General features: G+C 70.5%; 16 protein-coding genes and 1 pseudogene. 6 read left to right on the plus strand and 11 right to left on the minus strand.

Going from position 1 to position 17,157, the window contains the following annotated elements:
- Nucleotides 1-45 precede the first annotated feature (45 nt).
- A pseudogene (locus tag VME70_06440) lies at nt 46-967 on the minus strand (CapA family protein).
- Here VME70_06440 and VME70_06445 point away from each other — a divergent pair.
- Nucleotides 954-1,226: a hypothetical protein gene (locus VME70_06445; protein ID HTW19831.1), complete on the plus strand. Its 273-nt coding sequence runs from the start codon at nt 954-956 to the stop codon at nt 1,224-1,226. The pseudogene VME70_06440 and the gene VME70_06445 overlap by 14 nt on opposite strands.
- Here the strand turns inward: VME70_06445 and VME70_06450 are convergent.
- The 5 genes from VME70_06450 to VME70_06470 form a co-directional block, all read right to left on the minus strand.
- Nucleotides 1,186-2,262, minus strand: a complete 1,077-nt coding sequence (locus tag VME70_06450; protein ID HTW19832.1) for an acetoin utilization protein AcuC — start codon at nt 2,260-2,262, stop codon at nt 1,186-1,188. The two genes, VME70_06445 and VME70_06450, sit on opposite strands and share 41 nt — an antisense overlap.
- Nucleotides 2,263-2,265: 3 nt before the next feature.
- Nucleotides 2,266-3,075: a pyrroline-5-carboxylate reductase gene (proC, locus tag VME70_06455; GenBank protein HTW19833.1), complete on the minus strand. Its 810-nt coding sequence runs from the start codon at nt 3,073-3,075 to the stop codon at nt 2,266-2,268.
- A gap of 64 nt (nt 3,076-3,139) precedes the next feature.
- Nucleotides 3,140-4,057 (minus strand): proline dehydrogenase family protein, encoded by a 918-nt coding sequence (locus VME70_06460; GenBank protein HTW19834.1) that lies wholly within the window; start codon nt 4,055-4,057, stop codon nt 3,140-3,142.
- 40 nt (nt 4,058-4,097) lie between these two features.
- Nucleotides 4,098-4,862, minus strand: a complete 765-nt coding sequence (locus tag VME70_06465; protein HTW19835.1) for a class I SAM-dependent methyltransferase — start codon at nt 4,860-4,862, stop codon at nt 4,098-4,100.
- A complete protein-coding gene (locus VME70_06470; GenBank protein ID HTW19836.1) occupies nt 4,855-5,670 on the minus strand; it encodes a sugar phosphate isomerase/epimerase in 816 nt (271 codons plus the stop codon). Before VME70_06470 ends, VME70_06465 begins: the two co-directional genes overlap by 8 nt.
- Nucleotides 5,671-5,704: 34 nt before the next feature.
- Between VME70_06470 and VME70_06475 the strand changes: the two genes are divergently transcribed.
- From VME70_06475 to disA, 3 genes are all read left to right on the plus strand, one after another.
- Nucleotides 5,705-6,439 (plus strand): hypothetical protein, encoded by a 735-nt coding sequence (locus VME70_06475; GenBank protein ID HTW19837.1) that lies wholly within the window; start codon nt 5,705-5,707, stop codon nt 6,437-6,439.
- Nucleotides 6,440-6,503: 64 nt separating this feature from the next.
- On the plus strand, nt 6,504-7,883 hold the full coding sequence (gene radA, locus VME70_06480) for a DNA repair protein RadA (GenBank protein HTW19838.1): 1,380 nt from the start codon (nt 6,504-6,506) through the stop codon (nt 7,881-7,883).
- A gap of 107 nt (nt 7,884-7,990) precedes the next feature.
- The gene (disA, locus tag VME70_06485; protein ID HTW19839.1) at nt 7,991-9,082 is read left to right on the plus strand and encodes a DNA integrity scanning diadenylate cyclase DisA; all 1,092 of its coding nucleotides are present in this window, start codon (nt 7,991-7,993) and stop codon (nt 9,080-9,082) included.
- 7 nt (nt 9,083-9,089) lie between these two features.
- Here the strand turns inward: disA and VME70_06490 are convergent, their stop codons facing one another.
- Genes VME70_06490 through VME70_06505 form a run of 4 tightly spaced genes read right to left on the minus strand, consistent with a single transcriptional unit; the run spans nt 9,090 to nt 12,816 of the window.
- Complete coding sequence (locus VME70_06490) at nt 9,090-9,542, minus strand: chemotaxis protein CheW (GenBank protein ID HTW19840.1); 453 nt, start codon at nt 9,540-9,542, stop codon at nt 9,090-9,092.
- Complete coding sequence (locus tag VME70_06495) at nt 9,539-10,972, minus strand: CheR family methyltransferase (GenBank protein ID HTW19841.1); 1,434 nt, start codon at nt 10,970-10,972, stop codon at nt 9,539-9,541. Before VME70_06495 ends, VME70_06490 begins: the two co-directional genes overlap by 4 nt.
- Entirely contained in the window at nt 10,969-12,222 is a 1,254-nt protein-coding gene (cheB, locus tag VME70_06500; GenBank protein ID HTW19842.1) for a chemotaxis-specific protein-glutamate methyltransferase CheB, read from the minus strand. Before cheB ends, VME70_06495 begins: the two co-directional genes overlap by 4 nt.
- Nucleotides 12,223-12,231: 9 nt before the next feature.
- Complete coding sequence (locus VME70_06505; GenBank protein HTW19843.1) at nt 12,232-12,816, minus strand: hypothetical protein; 585 nt, start codon at nt 12,814-12,816, stop codon at nt 12,232-12,234.
- Between the two features lie 64 nt (nt 12,817-12,880).
- Here VME70_06505 and VME70_06510 point away from each other — a divergent pair, with 64 nt between their 5' ends.
- Both VME70_06510 and VME70_06515 read left to right on the plus strand, forming a co-directional pair.
- Entirely contained in the window at nt 12,881-13,750 is an 870-nt protein-coding gene (locus VME70_06510; protein HTW19844.1) for an A/G-specific adenine glycosylase, read from the plus strand.
- A 2-nt stretch (nt 13,751-13,752) separates the two neighbouring features.
- Nucleotides 13,753-14,439, plus strand: a complete 687-nt coding sequence (locus VME70_06515) for a glycerophosphodiester phosphodiesterase (GenBank protein ID HTW19845.1) — start codon at nt 13,753-13,755, stop codon at nt 14,437-14,439.
- Here the strand turns inward: VME70_06515 and VME70_06520 are convergent.
- Complete coding sequence (locus VME70_06520; protein ID HTW19846.1) at nt 14,436-16,976, minus strand: ATP-dependent Clp protease ATP-binding subunit; 2,541 nt, start codon at nt 16,974-16,976, stop codon at nt 14,436-14,438. The genes VME70_06515 and VME70_06520 overlap by 4 nt on opposite strands.
- Nucleotides 16,977-17,157: the final 181 nt, after the last annotated feature.

Here is a 17,157-nt window from a genome sequence, read left to right on the forward strand (position 1 = left end):
CCGAACGAGTGACGCGCCGTCCGGCCTGCGGCGTGTCGTGCCGTTTCAGCCCTGATTGGGGGTGATCACGCCGTCAGTACTGAACCGCGCGCGAGCCGGCCCGAAGTCCTCGCGGGACAGCCGCCGGACCAGCCCGACCGACCCACCGCCGCGGGTCGGGTGCCCCTCGCCATCCAGCCGCACCGAGAACAACCGGGCAAAGCGGAACTGTCCGTCCGGACCGAGTGAAACGTGCAGGATCGCCGAGTCGGACAGCACGCCGCCGGCGCCGAAGTCGTGGTAGTTCGCGAAGTTTCCCAAGCTGTACGCGATCAGGTGATGCCGGTAGAACTCCATCCCCCGCAGCACGTGTGGGCCACTCGCGATCACCAGGCTCGCACCGTTGCGCACCGCCATGTGCGCGAACTTCTCCGGGTTGCCCCGGTCCTCGCCGACGTAGTACTCCTCGTGCCCCGTCACGTGGTCGGCGTCGGCGCCCTCCGCGCCGGCGTGCATGTAGACCACGACGATCCGCGCCTCGTGGCGGGCCCGGCGGATCAGCCGCGCGGCGGCTTTGAGGTGCAGCAGATCGGCGGTGTTGGGATACGGCGCAAAAAGCGACGAACGCCACCTTCGTCGTACCCGTGTGCACGACGGTGACCTCGCCCACCAGGCCGGTCTGCTGCATCCCCGCGTGGTGGATGGCCCGGATGGTCTGGTCGAGGCCGGCCTGGCCGAAGTCGTGCGAGTGGTTGTTGGCGTCGTTGAGCACGGTGAAGCCGTCGGCGGCGAGGTAGCGGGCGTAGTGCGGCGGATCGCGGAAGGCGAAGCAGTCGCCGCCGTTGTGGGCGCACTTGCCGTGGGTGACATCGGTCAGCGTCCCCTCGAGGTTGCCGAAGACGATCTGCGCGTGCCACTTGAGCGGCTTGTCGACATCCGAGAGGTAGGCCCCGGGGTCCGGCGGGAGGTCCGGCGTGTTGCCGAGCATGGTGTCGCCGACCGCGGAGATTCGTACGGCGACCGACCCGCTCGCCGCCCCGCCGGTCTTGATCGAACCCGCCGGAGCGGTCTGCGCCGGGCCCGTGCTGCGTACGACGGGAGGCGGCGCGGAGCCGTGCACGCTGGTGACCGCGCAGGCGGTCAGGCCGACCGCGGCGATCGCCGCCGCGGCCGCGCGGGCCATGGCACCGGACAGCGTCATGGCGCTCATGCTCCGCTCGCCGTGGGCGGCCGATCGGTCATCCTGATCGGGGCGTGCTCGCCGGTCCGGCGCTTGACGAACTCCCGCCAGGGTTCCGGCGTCGGCGTCTCAGGATCGACCGGGGCGCCGGTCGCGATCGCGAGCAGGTGCGTCCAGGTGCGCGGCACGACCTGCACGAGCTCGTAACCGCCGCCGCCGTGCGCGAGCCAGCGGCCACCGCAAACCTCGTGGGCGAGGTCGTGCAGCTTCGCATGGGCCAACCATTGCCCGTCGACCGTGAGCAGCAGGTTCGCCAGCGGGTCGAGCGCATGGGTGTCGCAGCCGTGCTGCGTGACCAGGTAGTCGGGGGCGAACTCGCGGACCGCCTCCGGGACGACGGCGTCGAACGCGCCGTGCCACGCGACGTCCCGGGTGCCCGGCTCGAACGGGATGTTGATCGCCGTACCTCGCGCGCTCGGCCCGCCCACCTCGGAAGCCGCACCGGTCCCCGGGAACAGCGTGCGACCGCTCTCGTGCAGGCTGATGGTCAGCACCCGGGGGTCGTCCCAGAAGACCGCCTGCACCCCGTCCCCGTGGTGAACATCGATGTCGACGTAGGCGACCCTCTCGACGCCTTGGGACAACAGCCATGCGATCGCGATCGCCGGGTCGTTGTAGACGCAGAAACCCGACGCCCGATCAGGCATCGCATGGTGCAGCCCGCCCGACACGCTCACCCCGTGGTCGTGCGTGCCCGAGTGCACCGAGCGGGCGGCGGCAACGGACGCGCCCGCGACGAGCGCGCTCGCCTCGTGCATGCCGGCGAACACCGGGTCGTCCGCCGTGCCGAGCCCGTGCGCCGGGTCCGGCCGCAACGTCTCTCCGGCCCGCCGCACCGCATCGAGGTAGTCCGGCCGGTGCACGAGCTGGAGCAGCTCGTCCGTCGCGGCCTCGAACTCCAGGACGTCGACCCGGTCGAGCACGCCGAGCTCCTCGGCGAGCGCCATCGTCAGCTCGACCCGCACCGGCGCCAGCGGATGCGCCGGGCCGAAGTCGTAGTCGAGCAGCCGGCGGTCCCAAGGCGCCGCAACCGTGCAGCCCATCGCCTATCCCGCCCCGGCGGCCAGCTCCTGGGAGCGGTCGCGCGCCGCTTCGAGAGCGGAGAGCAGCGCCGCTCGCACGCCGTGGTTCTCCAGCTCGCGGATCGCCGCGATCGTCGTACCGCCCGGGCTGGTCACGGCCTCGCGCAGCTGGACCGGATGTTCGCCGGACTCTCGCAGCATGACCGCCGAACCGTACGCGGTCTGCACGATCAGCTCTGCCGCGATCGCCCGCGGCAGGCCGAGCAGGATGCCGGCGTCGATCATCGCCTCGACCAGGTAGAAGAAGTACGCCGGGCCACTGCCCGACAGGGCGGTCACGGCATCGAGCTGCGACTCGGGCAGCCGGATCACCTTGCCGACCGGCCGAAGCAGGTCCTCGGTGCGCTGCAGGTGCTCTTCACCGGCGTGGGCGCCCGCCGAGATCGCGCTCATGGCCTCGTCGACGAACACCGGGGTGTTGCTCATCACCCGCACGACCGGCGTGCCCTCGGCCAACCGCTTCTCGAAGGTCGACGTCGGGATCCCCGCCACGATCGAGATGACCAGGTTGCGCGCGGTGACTGCGGGCACGAGATCGTCGAGAAGCGCCTGGGTCTCTTGCGGCTTCACCGCGACCAGCAACGTGTCCGCACGCTCGGCCGCCTGCGTCGTCGTGACCGCCTCGACGCCGAGCCGCGCGCTGATGTCGGCGGCCCGGTCCGGATGCCGCTCGGTGAACAGCAGGCTCGGGGCGGCCCGCCCGGAGCGCAGCATCGCGGTCAGCAGCGCCTCGCCCATCTTGCCCGCACCCAGCACGGCCACCGTCTCGCCCATGCCGCCATCGTCCCACGGCGCGGGCCACGCCGATCGGAGCTCGTCGTCGGGTTCGCGGGGCCCGCTACCGTCGCGACGCGAGGGAGCGCAGGAAGAACTTGACGTTGGCCGGGCGCTCGGCGAGGCGGCGGACGAGATAGCCGTACCACTCGTCGCCGTACGGGATGTAGACCCGCATGATGCGGCCCTCGCGAGCGAGCCGCTGCTGCTCGTCGGGACGGATCCCGTAGAGCATCTGGAACTCGTAGCCGTCGGCCGGTCGTCGGTTCTCGTCGATGATGTCGGTCGCGGCCGACACCATCGCCGGGTCGTGGGTCGCGATCATCGGGTAGCCGTCGCCCTCGAGCAGCGCGCGCAGGCATCGCACATAGGACGCGTCGACCTCGGCGCGGCGTTTGTACGCGACCGACTCCGGCTCGTCGTACGCGCCCTTGCACAGCCGGATCCGCGACCCGGCGCCGGCCAGGTCACGGCAGTCGGCCTCGGTGCGGCGCAGGTAGGCCTGCAGCACCCCACCGACCGACGGGAAGTCCGTGCGCAGCTCACGTAGCACGTCGAGCGTGCCGTCGGTCGTCGTGTGGTCCTCGGCGTCGAGCGTCACCGTGGTTCCGGCGGACTGGGCGGCGGCACAGATCTCGCGCGCGTTGTCCACGGCGAGCGAGCGATCGAGTGCTTGGCCGATCGCGGACAGCTTGACCGAGACCTCGGCCTTCGCGGCGAGACCCGCGGCGGCGAGCTCGTCAAGCAGGGTGAGGTACGCCGCCGCGGTCGCCTTCGCCTGCGCGACCTCGGTGATGTCCTCGCCGAGATAGTCGAGGGAGACCCAAAGGCCGGCATCGACCAGCTCACGGGTCGCGCGGACGGCGTCGTCAACCGAGGATCCGGGGACGAACCGCTTCACGACCCGCCGCGACACGGGAGCGTGCTCGACCACCCGGCGGACTCCGTCGCGACGGGACGCGGCCATCAACGCCGCACGCATGCCCGACCGCAACACAGTGCCGAGCGTACGGGGCGCGCGCTCAGAAGCGTGCGACGACGAGCGGTCCCCACCACCGCTGGTCGACGACCGGCCAGGGTGCGAGCGCCGCGTCGATCTCGGCCAGCAGCGCCCGACGCTCATCCTCGGGGCGGGCCAGCTGGGGTGAGTAGGTCGCGATGGTGCGCAGGTGCTCCGCGCGCGTCACCGATCTGGTCCACGCGAACTCCCTCACGAACACGACGTCGACACCGCGGGCGCGAAGGTCGTCGACCGCGTCGCTCGGTCGCGATCCGGGCGGGTCCGGACGTGCGCCGTACTCCTGGTCCCAGCGCTCGATGACGGCGCTCTGCGCGTCCTCCCACTCGATGCCGTCGCCGAACGGGCTGACCGCCCACCACAGCGCAAGATGGCCACCGGGTCGCAGCACCCGAGCGACCTCGGCAGTCGTCTCGTCCGTGGGCAACCACTGCCATGCGGTCGCGCACGTCACGACGTCGGCGACTCCGTCGCGCAGTGGCAGCCGCTCGCTCCGCCCGACGACGGCGGGAACATCCGGGCTGCGCGACCGCAGGCGCATCAGCATCGCGTGGTCCGCATCGACCGCAATGACGTGGGCGCCACGGGCCACGAGCGTGCGGGTCTGCAGCCCCGTACCGGCGGCGAGATCCACGATCAAGCAGCCGGCGAGACCACCGATCACGTCGTCGAGCGCGTCGAACACCTCGTCCGGATAGCTCGGCCGGGCTTCGTCGTACTGGTCGGCGACGGTTCCGAACCGCCGGCCGAAGTCGTCCGCCTCACTCACTCACGGCCGCCGGTGCAGCGAAGTGCAGGCGCGTGTAAGCGAGTGCTTCGGCCAGGTCGGTTTCGCGGTCGGCCCGCGACTCGGCCCGCCGGGTGTTGATCTCGACAACCACGTGACCGGCGAAGCCGTGGGCGGCGAGGCGCTCGAGCAGCTCGGCGCACGGTTGATCGCCGCGGCCAGGGACGAGGTGCTCGTCCCGAGCAGTGCCCAGCCCGTCGGCGATGTGGACGTGGGCGAGCCGGTCGCCCATCCGCTCGGCCATGTCCAAGGCGTCGTTCTGCGCGACCGAGGTGTGCGACAGGTCGAGGGTGAAGTGCCGGAAGTCCTCCTCGCTCGGGTCGTAGTCCGGCGAGTAGGCGACCACGGACCGCCCGCGGGCCCGCAGGGGAAACATGTTCTCGACCGCGAACCGCACATCGGTCTCGCCGGCCATCCGCTCGAGGCCACCGACGAACTCGCGGGCGTACTCCCGCTGCCAGCGAAACGGCGGGTGGACCACGACGGTCGAGGCGCCGAGTGCCTCCGCGGCCTCGCGGGCGCGCACCAGCTTGCCCCAAGGCTCGGTCCCCCAGACCCGCTGCGTCACGATCAGGCACGGCGAGTGCACCGCAGCCACCGGAATTCCGTGGTAGTCGACCAGGTGGCGCAGCGCGTCGATGTCCTGGCTGATCGGATCGGTCCAGACCATGACCTCGATGCCGTCGTACCCGAGCCGGGCCGCCAGCTCGAAGGCCGTGGCCGTCGACTCGGGATAGACCGATGCCGTCGACAGCACCACCTTCGCGTCCGGGACCTGCACGACCGCCACGGAGCGAGGGTATGCAGGTCACTACAGTTGGCGGGTGCCCGAGGTCGACCTGAACTTTCCCCGCCAGTGGATCGAGTTCGTCGATCCTGCCGACGCCGACCAGGTCTTCCGGTGCGACCTCACCTGGTTGCTGTCGCGATGGACCTGCATCTACGGCAGCGGTTGCAAGGGAATCCTGGCCGAGCGGCCGGACGACGGGTGCTGCTCGCACGGCGCCTACTACTCGGACAAGGGCGATGAGAAGCGGGTTCGCAAGTTCGCGAAGGAGCTCACCGCGGAGGAGTGGCAGTACCGCAAGCAGGGCTTGAAGCTCGGGATCAGCGAGGTCGAGGACGGCAGCCGCCGGACCCGCCGGCACAACGACGCGTGCATCTTCCTCAACCGTCCGGGCTTTGCCGCCGGCGCGGGCTGCGCCCTGCACCTGCACGCGCTCAACACCGGCCGCCACCCGCTCGAGACCAAGCCGGATGTCTGCTGGCAGCTGCCGATCCGCCGCAGCTACGACCGGGTCAAGCGACCCGACGACACAGAGGTCCTGGTCACGACGATCGGCGAGTACGACCGGCGCGGTTGGGGCGCCGGCGGTCACGACCTCGACTGGTGGTGCACCGGCGCGACCGAGGCGCACGTAGCGGCCGAGCCGCTCTACCTGGGCTACCAGGCCGAGCTCGTCGAGCTGCTCGGCCAGGCGGCGTACGACGTCCTGGTCGGGTTCTGCGAGGAGGCGCTCGCCGCGCGCGTCGCTCCCCACCCCGCCGACCCCGCCTGACCGCCGTCCACAGCGGCGCGTCGGTGCGGGAAAGCGTCGTAGCCCCGCTCTAGCGTCACCGGCGATGGCTACGAAGACCGCCAAGGCCGCGCGTCCGGCGTACCGCTGCGAGGAGTGCGGCGTCGAGGTCGTGCGCTGGGTCGGTCGCTGCCCGGAGTGCCAGGCGTGGGGCACGGTCACCGAGGTCGGCGCCCGGCCCGGCCTGTCGGTCGTCGCCGGGCCGGTCACGGCGGCAGCGCTTCCGATCGCGCAGGTGCGGGGGCAAGACGCGCAGCACCGCCCGACCGGCGAGCCCGAGCTGGACCGAGTGCTGGGCGGCGGGCTGGTTCCCGGCTCTGTGGTGCTGGTCGCCGGCGAGCCCGGGGTCGGCAAGTCGACGTTGCTGGTGAGCGCGGCCGCGCGGATCGCTGCCGGCGGATCGACCTGCCTGCTGGTCACCGGCGAGGAGTCGGCCGCCCAGGTCCGGATGCGGGCCGGTCGGATCAAGGCGCTTGCCGACAACCTCTACCTCGCCGCCGAGACCGACCTGGCCGCAGTGCTCGGTCACGTCGATGCGGTCTCCCCCGCAGTGCTGATCGTCGACTCGGTGCAGACCATCGCCTCGGCCGGCGTCGACGGCTCGGCCGGTGGTGTCGCTCAAGTGCGCGAGGTGGCCAGCTCGCTGATCAAGCTCGCGAAGTCCAGGGGCATCGCGGTGCTCCTGGTCGGACACGTGACCAAGGACGGCGCGATCGCCGGGCCGCGCACCCTCGAGCACCTCGTCGACGTCGTGCTCTCGTTCGAAGGAGATCGGCACTCGAGGCTGCGCCTGGTGCGCACCGTGAAGAACCGCTTCGGCCCGGCCGACGAGGTGGGCTGCTTCGACCTGCGCGACGACGGCATCGTCGGGCTGCCGGACCCGTCCGGCCTGTTCCTCGCGCACGGCGCCGAGCCGGTGTCCGGCACCTGCGTGACCGTCACCATGGAGGGCCGGCGGGCGTTGGTCACCGAGGTCCAGGCACTGGTCGGCGAGGAGCAGCCGACCACGCCGCGGCGGGCAACCAGCGGGCTCGATGCGCAACGGATCGCGATGCTGCTCGCCGTGCTGGAACGTCGGCTGGGTTTGAAGCTCGCCCGCCGGGAGGTCTACGCGGCGACCGTGGGCGGGGTGCGCCTCGCGGAGCCGGCCGCCGATCTCGCGCTGGCGCTCGCGATCGCCGGGTCGCTGCGTGACCAGGCGATCGGACCGGGTGTCGTGGCGATCGGCGAGGTCGGTCTGGCCGGGGAGCTTCGGCCCGTGTCGGCGATCCGGGCCCGGCTCGCGGAGGCGGCCCGGCTCGGCTTCACGACCGCACTGGTGCCACGCGGGTGCGGCAGCGCGCACGGAGCGCTGAACGTGATCGAGGCCGGTGATCTCGCCGATGCGGTGCGACGCGCGTCGGCAACGCCTCGTCGGCCCGCCTAGGCAATCCACGGGAAACCCACAGCATCGTGATCGCTCGGTGATCAGCGCGGTCCGCGCGCGCCCGTAGACTCAAGGCGCCTTCATCGAGTGCGGCGACGAGGAGTCCGGTGGCAACCTCCGAGCGACCCGACGGTGAACAGCTGCGCGCGACTCTCGCCAGGGTCGCGCCGGGCACCCAGCTCCGCGACGGTCTCGAGCGGATCCTTCGCGGCCACACCGGTGCCCTGATCGTTCTCGGCTACGACAAGACGGTCGAGTCGTTGTGCACCGGCGGATTCCCGCTCGACGTCGAGCTGTCATCGACGCGGCTTCGCGAGCTGGCAAAGATGGACGGCGCGATCGTCCTCGACGACTCGCTCAGCCGGATCGTATGGGCGGCGACGCATCTGGTGCCGGATCCGACCATCCCGACCGACGAGTCGGGCACCCGGCACCGTACGGCGGAACGGGTGGCGAAGCAGACCGGCTATCCGGTCATCAGCGTGAGCCAGTCGATGCGCATCATCGCGCTCTACCTCGACAGCCGCCGCTACGTGCTCGACAACTCCGCAGCGATCCTGTCCCGCGCCAACCAGGCGCTCGCCACGCTCGAGCGGTACAAGATGCGCCTCGACGAGGTCAACGGCACGCTGTCGGCGCTCGAGATCGAGGACCTCGTGACCATACGCGACGCGGTCGCCGTCACCCAGCGGCTGGAGATGGTGCTCCGCATCGCCTCCGAGATCGACGGGTACGTCGTCGAGCTCGGCACCGATGGCCGGCTGCTGGCGCTCCAGCTCGACGAGCTGATGGCCGGCGTACCGCTCGAGCGCGACCTGATCATCCGCGACTATCTGCCGACACAGCACGGCCGCAAGCCGCGGACAGTCGTCGATGTCCGTTCGGAGCTCGACAACCTGTCCTCGACCGACCTGCTGGATCCTGCGGTGATCGCGCGGGTCTGCGGCCTGGGCACCAGCCCGGACGTGCTCGACAATGCGGTGTCCCCACGCGGCTACCGCCTGCTGGCCCGGGTTCCGCGGCTGCCCAGCGCGGTGGTGGACCGCCTGGTCGACCACTTCGGCGGCCTGCAGAAGCTGCTCGCCGCGTCGATCGACGACCTGCAGCTGGTCGAGGGCGTCGGTGACAGCCGGGCCCGATCGGTGCGGGAGGGCTTGTCGCGCCTGGCCGAGTCGTCGATCCTCGAGCGCTACGTCTGACCCTGTCTCAGGACGCGAGGATCGAGCCCGAACCGGGAAGCGAGTCGCTCCACCCTTCGGCGACGATGTCCAGCATCCGCTGCAGATCGACCAGCAGGACCGGACCGCTCGCACTTCGTCGCAGACCGATGACGTACGACGGAAGCGCCTTGGCGGGGGCCTCGTCGGCCTCGGGCAGGTCCTTCGCGGCGAGAACGGCGAGAACCGCGTCGACGGCGATGCCGACCAGGTCACCGTTGACCTCCATGACGAGCACGTCGCCGTGGTCGTCGGCGGCGTTCGCACCGCGCAGGTCGAGCACCGGCAGCGGGGTTCCCCGCAGCATGATCACGCCGACGAGTGGCGGTCGGGTCCCCGGCAGCCGTTCGATGCCGGTGAGCCGCACGATCTCGCGGGTCTCGGACAGCGAGAACGCGAAGCTTCGCTCGCCCACCCGGAACAGCACGTAGCCGGGCGTCACGACGACCGCTCCTGAGCTCGTGACGCCTGCTCGGCCCGCTCGGCCAGGTCCTCGCACAGCGCCGCGAGCTCGGCGACGCTGCGGCCACCCAGCTCGCCAGCGACGCCGTCGACCGGGCGCCGCCCGAGGGTTCGTGCCGCCGCGCGATACGACCGTGACGCCGCGACCGGCTCGTCGAGGCGCTCGAGCGCGCCGCCGAGCATGAAGTGGGCGAACCCGTGCTCCGCGTCGAGATACACGGCTTTGCGCAGCACGACCAAAGCATCGGCATCGCGACCGAGATTGGTTAGTGCGACCCCGTGCAGGTAGTACGCCTGTGCCCACAGCGGTGTGGCGCTGACGACCTCTTCGGCGAGGTCGGCCGCCTCGGCGTACCGGCCCTGGGCAATCGCCCCGCGGACCGCGTCCAGCGGGTCCCGGGTCGGAGCGGGCGGCTCGAGGGCAGCGCTTGCGTCGGGCGCGCGCGAATCCTCTGCGGCCCCGCCTCGACGATCGGGGGTAGCGCGGCGGCGATCGGTCCGGGTCGGCCGCAGCTCGTCCTCGGTGCGCCGGTCGCGCAACACCCAGCGCCGCCGCTCGCCATCGGGCGCCGTCTCGAGCCGCCGGTACACGAACGCGTCGCCGAGCGACACCAGCGAGAAGTCGTCGCTGATCTGCCAAAGGGTCTCGGCGTGCCCGAGGAACAGGTAGCCGCCGTCGCGCAGCCGGTCGTGCAGCCGCTTCATCAGGCGACGAGTGGTCTCGCGGTCGAAGTAGATGGTCACGTTGCGGCAGAGGATGAGATCGACCTGGTCGAGGTCGAGCTGCGGCTGGTCGGTGACCAGGTTGTGGTGCTTGAACTCCACGAGCTCCCGCACCTCGTCGCGCACGACCCACGAGCCCTGCACCGTGTCGAGGACGAACCAGCGGGCCAGGTCGAGCGGGTCGGTCATGACGAACGAGCGCTCGTTGTAGTGCGCGGTGCTGGCCGTCGCGAGCGCCCGCGTGGAGACGTCCGTGGCGATGACCTTCACGTCCCAGTCGGCGCCGGCCGGCAGCAGCTCGCGGATCATGATCGCGATCGTGTAGGCCTCTTCACCGGTCGAGCAGCCCGCGCTCCAGATCCGCAGCCGGCGCCCCGCGGCCGCCTGCCGGAGCAGCTCGGGCAGGACGTAGGTGCGCAGTGCTCGCACCTGTGGCGGGTTCCTGAAGAAGTGGGTCTCCGGGATCGTGACCTCGTCCAGCAGCGCCTGGCGTTCCTGCGCCCCGCCGGAGCTGATCAACAGCGCGAGGTACGCCGCGACATCCGCGCACCCGGTCGCCGCCATGCGCTCGGCGACCGAGAAGGTCAGGGAGTCGCGCCGGGACTCGTCGAAGGTCAGCCCGGCGGCGTCGTGGAGCAGGCTCGCGATCGAGGCGAACTGCTCGTCGGTGAGCGCCGGGCGGCTCATGCCGAGCCCTCCGCCGACTCGAGCTCGCCGGTCTCGAGCAGTCGGTACACCGCCGAGCAGATCTCCGGCAGCGGCAGTTGCAGGTCGACGGCGCCCGCTGACATGGCCGCGGCCGGCATCCCGTACACCGCGCTCGTGGACTCGTCCTGGACGAGGGTCAGCGCGCCATGGTCGCGCATCCGCTTCAGACCACGGGCACCGTCACGCCCCATCCCGGTGAGCAGCACGCCCACAGACGCGGCGCCGTATGCCTGGGCGACCGAGGAGAAGGTCACGTCGATCCCGGGCACGTGATACTGCCCGGGTTCGGGTTCGTGCGTCGTGATCCGTAGGCGATCGTGGACGACGAGGTTGCGCCCGCTCGGGGCGAGCGTGATGGTTCCTGGGCTCATCCGCTTGCCATGCTCACCGAGGACCACCGGCAGCGGGCAGATGTCGTCGAGCCAGCTGGCCAGCCCCTCCATGAAGCCGTCGGCCATGTGCTGGACCACCACGATCGCGGCCGCTGTGTCGCGGGACAGCCCCGACAGCAGGGTGGCGAGTGCCTGCGGGCCGCCGGTCGACGCACCGACCGCCAGCACCTTGACCGCGCGCAGCTCCGCTGGGTCGACCGCCGGCTTGCGCGGTCGCGCGGATCGCGCCGGCGCCCGCCCCGAGCCGTGCCCGGCACCAGTGCCGTCCGCGGCCGGGTTGAGACGAAGCGTGGTCAACGCCGACCCCGACATCCCGAGCCGACCCCGTGGATGCGTGATGACCCGGACCCGCCCGGCGATCTTGAGCCGCCGGCAGAGCGCTTCGGCGTAGGACTCGAGCCGGTCGCTGTCGTGCGGCCCGGGTTTCGCGATCACGTCGACCGCGCCCGCCGAGTACGCCGATGCCGCGTTGTCGCGGTCGACGCCGTCGACGAACGACGAGTACACGACGATCGGTGTCGGCCGGGTCGCCATGATCCGCTCGATCGCCTGGATGCCGTCCATCACTGGCAGGTGCAGGTCCATCAGCACCGCGGAGGGTCGCAGCCGCTCGACCAGCGCTACCGCATCGCGGCCGGTGCGGGCCTCGCCGACCAGCTCGAGCAGGGGATCGGCTTCCAGCGCCGTGCGGATGAAGCGGCGCTGGGTCTCCGAGTCGTCGACGACGACGACCGTGACCGGAGCAGGGCTCTCCGGCTGCGCGCTCACTCCTGTGGTGTCGTCGCAGGACCGAAGGTGCTTGAGCACGCCTGGCGCCGGATTCGTCCGGTTCGGCACCGATGCACGCTATGAGGTCACGTGGAAGACGGCGATCTTGCCGGTGATTCCGGCAATCTTCGCGTGCAGGACATACTCGCCGGGCAGCGCGGTCGCGCCCGCCGTGCAACCAGGATCGATCCGCCGGCCGTCCCAGACGATCGAGATCGTCTTCGTGGCTCCCGGTTCGAGCTTGATCGTGCGCCCCGTGACCGCGCTCGCGCAGCCCTTCGTGGTCCAGATCAGGTCCGTCCCCGACATGACCCGCCATACCTGCTTCGCCGGGCTGGCGACGATCTTGCACGCGGTCGTCGACGGGTTGCTGAACACGCCGGACAGCTTCGGGGAGTCACCGGCGTGGTAGGTGTCGCTGTCCGTGCCGAGTGCGAGCGTGACCACGCTCGGGTCGCACAGTGCGAGTGCGGTCGTGGTCGGCGTCTGCGACGGGCCGGGCGAGTTGTGATGGTGAGACGCGGCCGGCTTGGGCGAGCCGCCGCTCGGCAACAGCGCGACGATCAGAACGACGACGAGCACGATCACCGCGAGAAGCACGATCCGCCGGATCCAGTACACCCACGGCGCGTTCGGTCCCACCGGCCGCAACACGGTGCTCACGTGGCTGATCGTAGGTCCCACGGGCAGATTCCTTTGCCTTGGCGTGACAGACTCACCGACCGTCATGAATGACGTGTCATTCGCCGCAGCGGTTGGTCAGTGGTACGACGCCAACGCGCGCGACCTGCCGTGGCGCGGGCCGCATCGCAGCCCGTGGGGCGTTCTGGTCAGCGAGATCATGCTTCAGCAGACGCCGGTATCCCGCGTCCTGCCCGCGTGGGGCGAGTGGATGGCGCGCTGGCCGACGCCCGCCGCACTCGCCGCCGACTCGCCGGGCGAGGCGGTACGCGCGTGGGGACGCCTCGGCTACCCGCGCCGCGCGCTCCGCCTGCACGCGGCGGCGGTCGCAATCGTCGAGCAGCATGGCGGAAGCGTGCCTTCGGCGTACGACGACCTGCTGGCGCTGCCCGGCGTCGGGACCTACACCGCGGCGGCGGTCGCCGCGTTCGGCTTCGGTGCGCACCACGCGGTCCTCGACACGAACGTCCGGCGCGTGCTCGCCAGGGTCTTCGACGCAACCGCAGATGCGCCCGGTAGCGCGCCCACCGCATCCGAGCTCCGGCGTGCACGAGCGCTGATCCCGCCGGGCGACGCGGCGCACCATGCCGTAGCCGTGATGGAACTCGGCGCGCTGATCTGCACGGCCCGCACGCCGCGGTGCACCGAGTGCCCGGTGGTCGCTTCGTGTCGGTGGTGGCAGGCCGGCCGGCCGCCGGCCCAGCGGCGCAGAGCGGTCCAGCGCTACGCCGGCACCGACCGGCAGGTGCGTGGCCGGCTGCTCGCCGTACTCCGCGACGCCGAAGGGAGCGTCGCTCGCAACGAGCTCGATGCGGTGTGGGACGACGACGTCCAGCGGGAGCGCGCGCTCGCCGGGCTGCTCGCCGACGGACTCGTGCAGGCCACCGACACCGGTGCCTATCGGCTACCGGCCTGACCGTGCGTTACGGGTTCGCCCATCGCGGCGGGGCGCCGGGCCCCGACAACACACTGGCGTCGTTCGCGGCGGCGCTGGCAGCGGGAGCGCGTGGCCTCGAGTCCGACGCCTGGGTCACCCGCGACGGGCTGGTGGTTCTCGACCACGACGGGCTCGGCCCGCACCCGGATCGACGGCGGATCCGCGACCTGGAGCGCAGTGAGCTTCCCGGGCACATCCCGACGCTCGACGAGCTTTACGCCGCGTGCGGAGTCGACTTCGATCTCGCGATCGACGTGAAAGCGCCGGAGATCGCCGAAGCAGTGGTCCGCGTCGCGCAGCAGTACGCCGCCACGAGCCGGCTGTGGGTCGTGACGCCGGATCCGGCGTACGTCACCGGGCTCGGCGCCGGGCACCGCGCCGTCACGATCCGCGGCAACGTGCTTCGCTCGCGACGGCGACGCGCCGCCTTCGCCGCTGCTCGGCGCGCGGGCGCCGAAGCGGTCAACGCGCGTTGGCCGTGGTGGACGCGAGCCATCGTCGACGAGGCGCACGCGCTCGGGATGCGGGCATTCGGTTACGACGCTCAGCGCCGTGCATCACTCGACCACGCGCTGCGCCTCGGCCTCGACGGGGTGTTCAGCGACCACGTCACAACCATGCTCGCCGCAATCGAGGCGGCGGACCGACGGGAGTCGTCGGGCGCTTAGCCCTCGGCAGCGGGTGCGTCGGCAGCCGCGCCGCCGGCCGCGCCCGGCGCCACCGTCTCGACCGGAAGGGCATCCGGCGCTACCGGCTTGGCCTCGCCGCGGAAGACGAACCGGTCTCCGTCATCATCGCTTTCGACATCGACGACGACGATCTGGCCCGCGGTCAGCTCGCCGTAGAGGATCTTCTCCGAGAGCATGTCCTCGATCTCGCGCTGGATGGTTCGCCGCAGCGGCCGCGCGCCGAGCACCGGGTCGTAGCCCTTCTTGGCGAGCACCCGCTTCGCGTCCGCGGTCATCTCGATCGCCATGTCGCGGTTCTTCATCGCGGCATCCACCCGGCTGATCATGAGGTCGACGATCGTGACGATGTCGTCCTCGCTCAGCTGGTGGAACACGATCGTGTCGTCCACCCGGTTGAGGAACTCAGGCTTGAAGTGCTGCTTGAGCTCCTCGTTGACCTTCAGTCGCATGCGCTCGTAGTTGTTCGCCTCGTGGTCACCGGCGGAGAAGCCGAGGTTCAGCCCTTTGGCGATGTCACGCGTGCCGAGGTTCGTGGTCATGATGATCACGGTGTTCTTGAAGTCGACGGTGCGACCCTGCGAGTCGGTAAGCCGGCCGTCCTCGAGCACCTGCAGCAACGTGTTGAACACGTCCGGGTGCGCCTTCTCGACCTCGTCGAAGAGCACCACCGAGAACGGCTTGCGCCGCACCCGCTCGGTGAGCTGACCACCCTCTTCATAACCGACGTAGCCGGGAGGTGAGCCGACCAGACGCGACACGCTGTGCTTCTCCATGAACTCGCTCATGTCGAGCTGGATCAGCGCGTCCTCGTCGCCGAAGAGGAACTCGGCGAGGGTCTTCGACAGCTCGGTCTTCCCGACGCCGGACGGGCCGGCGAAGATGAACGAGCCACCCGGCCGCTTGGGGTCCTTCAGGCCGGCGCGGGTACGACGGATCGCCTGCGACACCGCCTTCACTGCCTGGTCCTGGCCGATGACCCGCTTGTGCAGCTCCTCTTCCATACGGAGCAGCCGGGCGGTCTCTTCCTCGGTCAGCTTGAACACCGGGATGCCGGTCCAGGTCGCGAGGACCTCGGCAATCTCCTCGTCGCTCACCTCGGCGACGACGTCCATGTCGCCGGCCTTCCATTCGCGCTCACGGTCGGCCTTCTGCGACAACAGCGTCTTCTCGCGGTCGCGAAGCGAGGCCGCCTTCTCGAAGTCCTGCGCGTCGATCGCGCTTTCCTTCTCCCGGCGCACCGCGGCAATCCGCTCGTCGAACTCCCGCAGGTCCGGGGGTGCGGTCATCCGGCGGATCCGCATCCGCGACCCGGCCTCGTCGATCAGGTCGATGGCCTTGTCGGGAAGGAACCGGTCGGAGATGTAGCGGTCGGCGAGCGTCGCGGCCGCGACCAACGCGGCGTCCGTGATCGACACCCGGTGGTGCGCCTCGTAACGGTCCCGAAGGCCCTTGAGGATCTCGATCGTGTGGGCGAGCGAAGGCTCACCCACCTGGATCGGCTGGAAGCGCCGCTCGAGTGCCGCGTCCTTCTCGAGGTACTTGCGGTACTCCTCCACCGTGGTGGCGCCGATCGTCTGAAGCTCCCCGCGCGCCAACATCGGCTTGAGAATGCTGGCGGCGTCGATTGCACCTTCAGCGGCCCCGGCACCGACCAGCGTGTGGATCTCGTCGATGAACAGGATGATGTCGCCGCGAGTGCGAATCTCTTTCAGCACCTTCTTCAGCCGCTCTTCGAAATCACCGCGATAGCGGCTGCCGGCGACCAGTGCGCCGAGATCGAGGGTGTAGAGCTGCTTGTCCTTGAGGTTCTCCGGAACCTCCGCCTTCACAATTGCCTGCGCGAGGCCTTCCACGACGGCCGTTTTGCCGACACCGGGCTCACCGATCAGCACCGGATTGTTCTTGGTCCGCCGGGACAGCACCTGCATGACCCGCTCGATTTCCTTCTCCCGGCCGATCACCGGATCGAGCTTGCCTTCGCGCGCGGCCTGGGTCAGGTTGCGCCCGAACTGGTCGAGCACCAGGCTCGTGCTCGGGGTGCCTTCACCGGCGGTGCCCGGCGCGACCGGCTCCTTGCCCTGGTAGCCGGAGAGCAGCTGGATGACCTGTTGACGGACCCGGTTGAGGTCGGCGCCGAGCTTGACGAGGACCTGCGCCGCGACGCCCTCACCCTCGCGGATCAGGCCGAGCAGGATGTGCTCGGTGCCGATGTAATTGTGACCAAGTTGCAATGCTTCGCGCAGGCTGAGCTCAAGGACCTTCTTGGCGCGCGGCGTGAACGGGATGTGACCACTCGGTGCCTGCTGACCCTGACCGATGATCTCTTCGACCTGCTGACGCACGCCTTCGAGGGAAATGCCGAGTGACTCGAGCGCCTTGGCCGCGACGCCCTCGCCCTCGTGGATCAAGCCGAGAAGGATGTGCTCGGTGCCGATGTAGTTGTGGTTGAGCATCCTGGCTTCTTCTTGTGCCAGGACAACCACGCGCCGTGCGCGATCGGTGAACCGTTCAAACATGCCTGCTCCTCGGCCGAAGCGGCGCGGGGGAACCCGCTTGTCCTCTCCCCGCATGCTAGCCCGGGCGCACCGTCTCGGACGGCGGCTATCCGGATCCCGCTACGCGAGTTACAACCTCATCGGCCGGTCGGCCATTCCGGTTCAGCCCTTGGCGGAATCGGATTGTTCGACGCTGTGTCGG

Source organism: Mycobacteriales bacterium, assembly GCA_035504215.1.
Classification (GTDB): Bacteria; Actinomycetota; Actinomycetes; order JAFAQI01; family JAFAQI01; genus DATAUK01.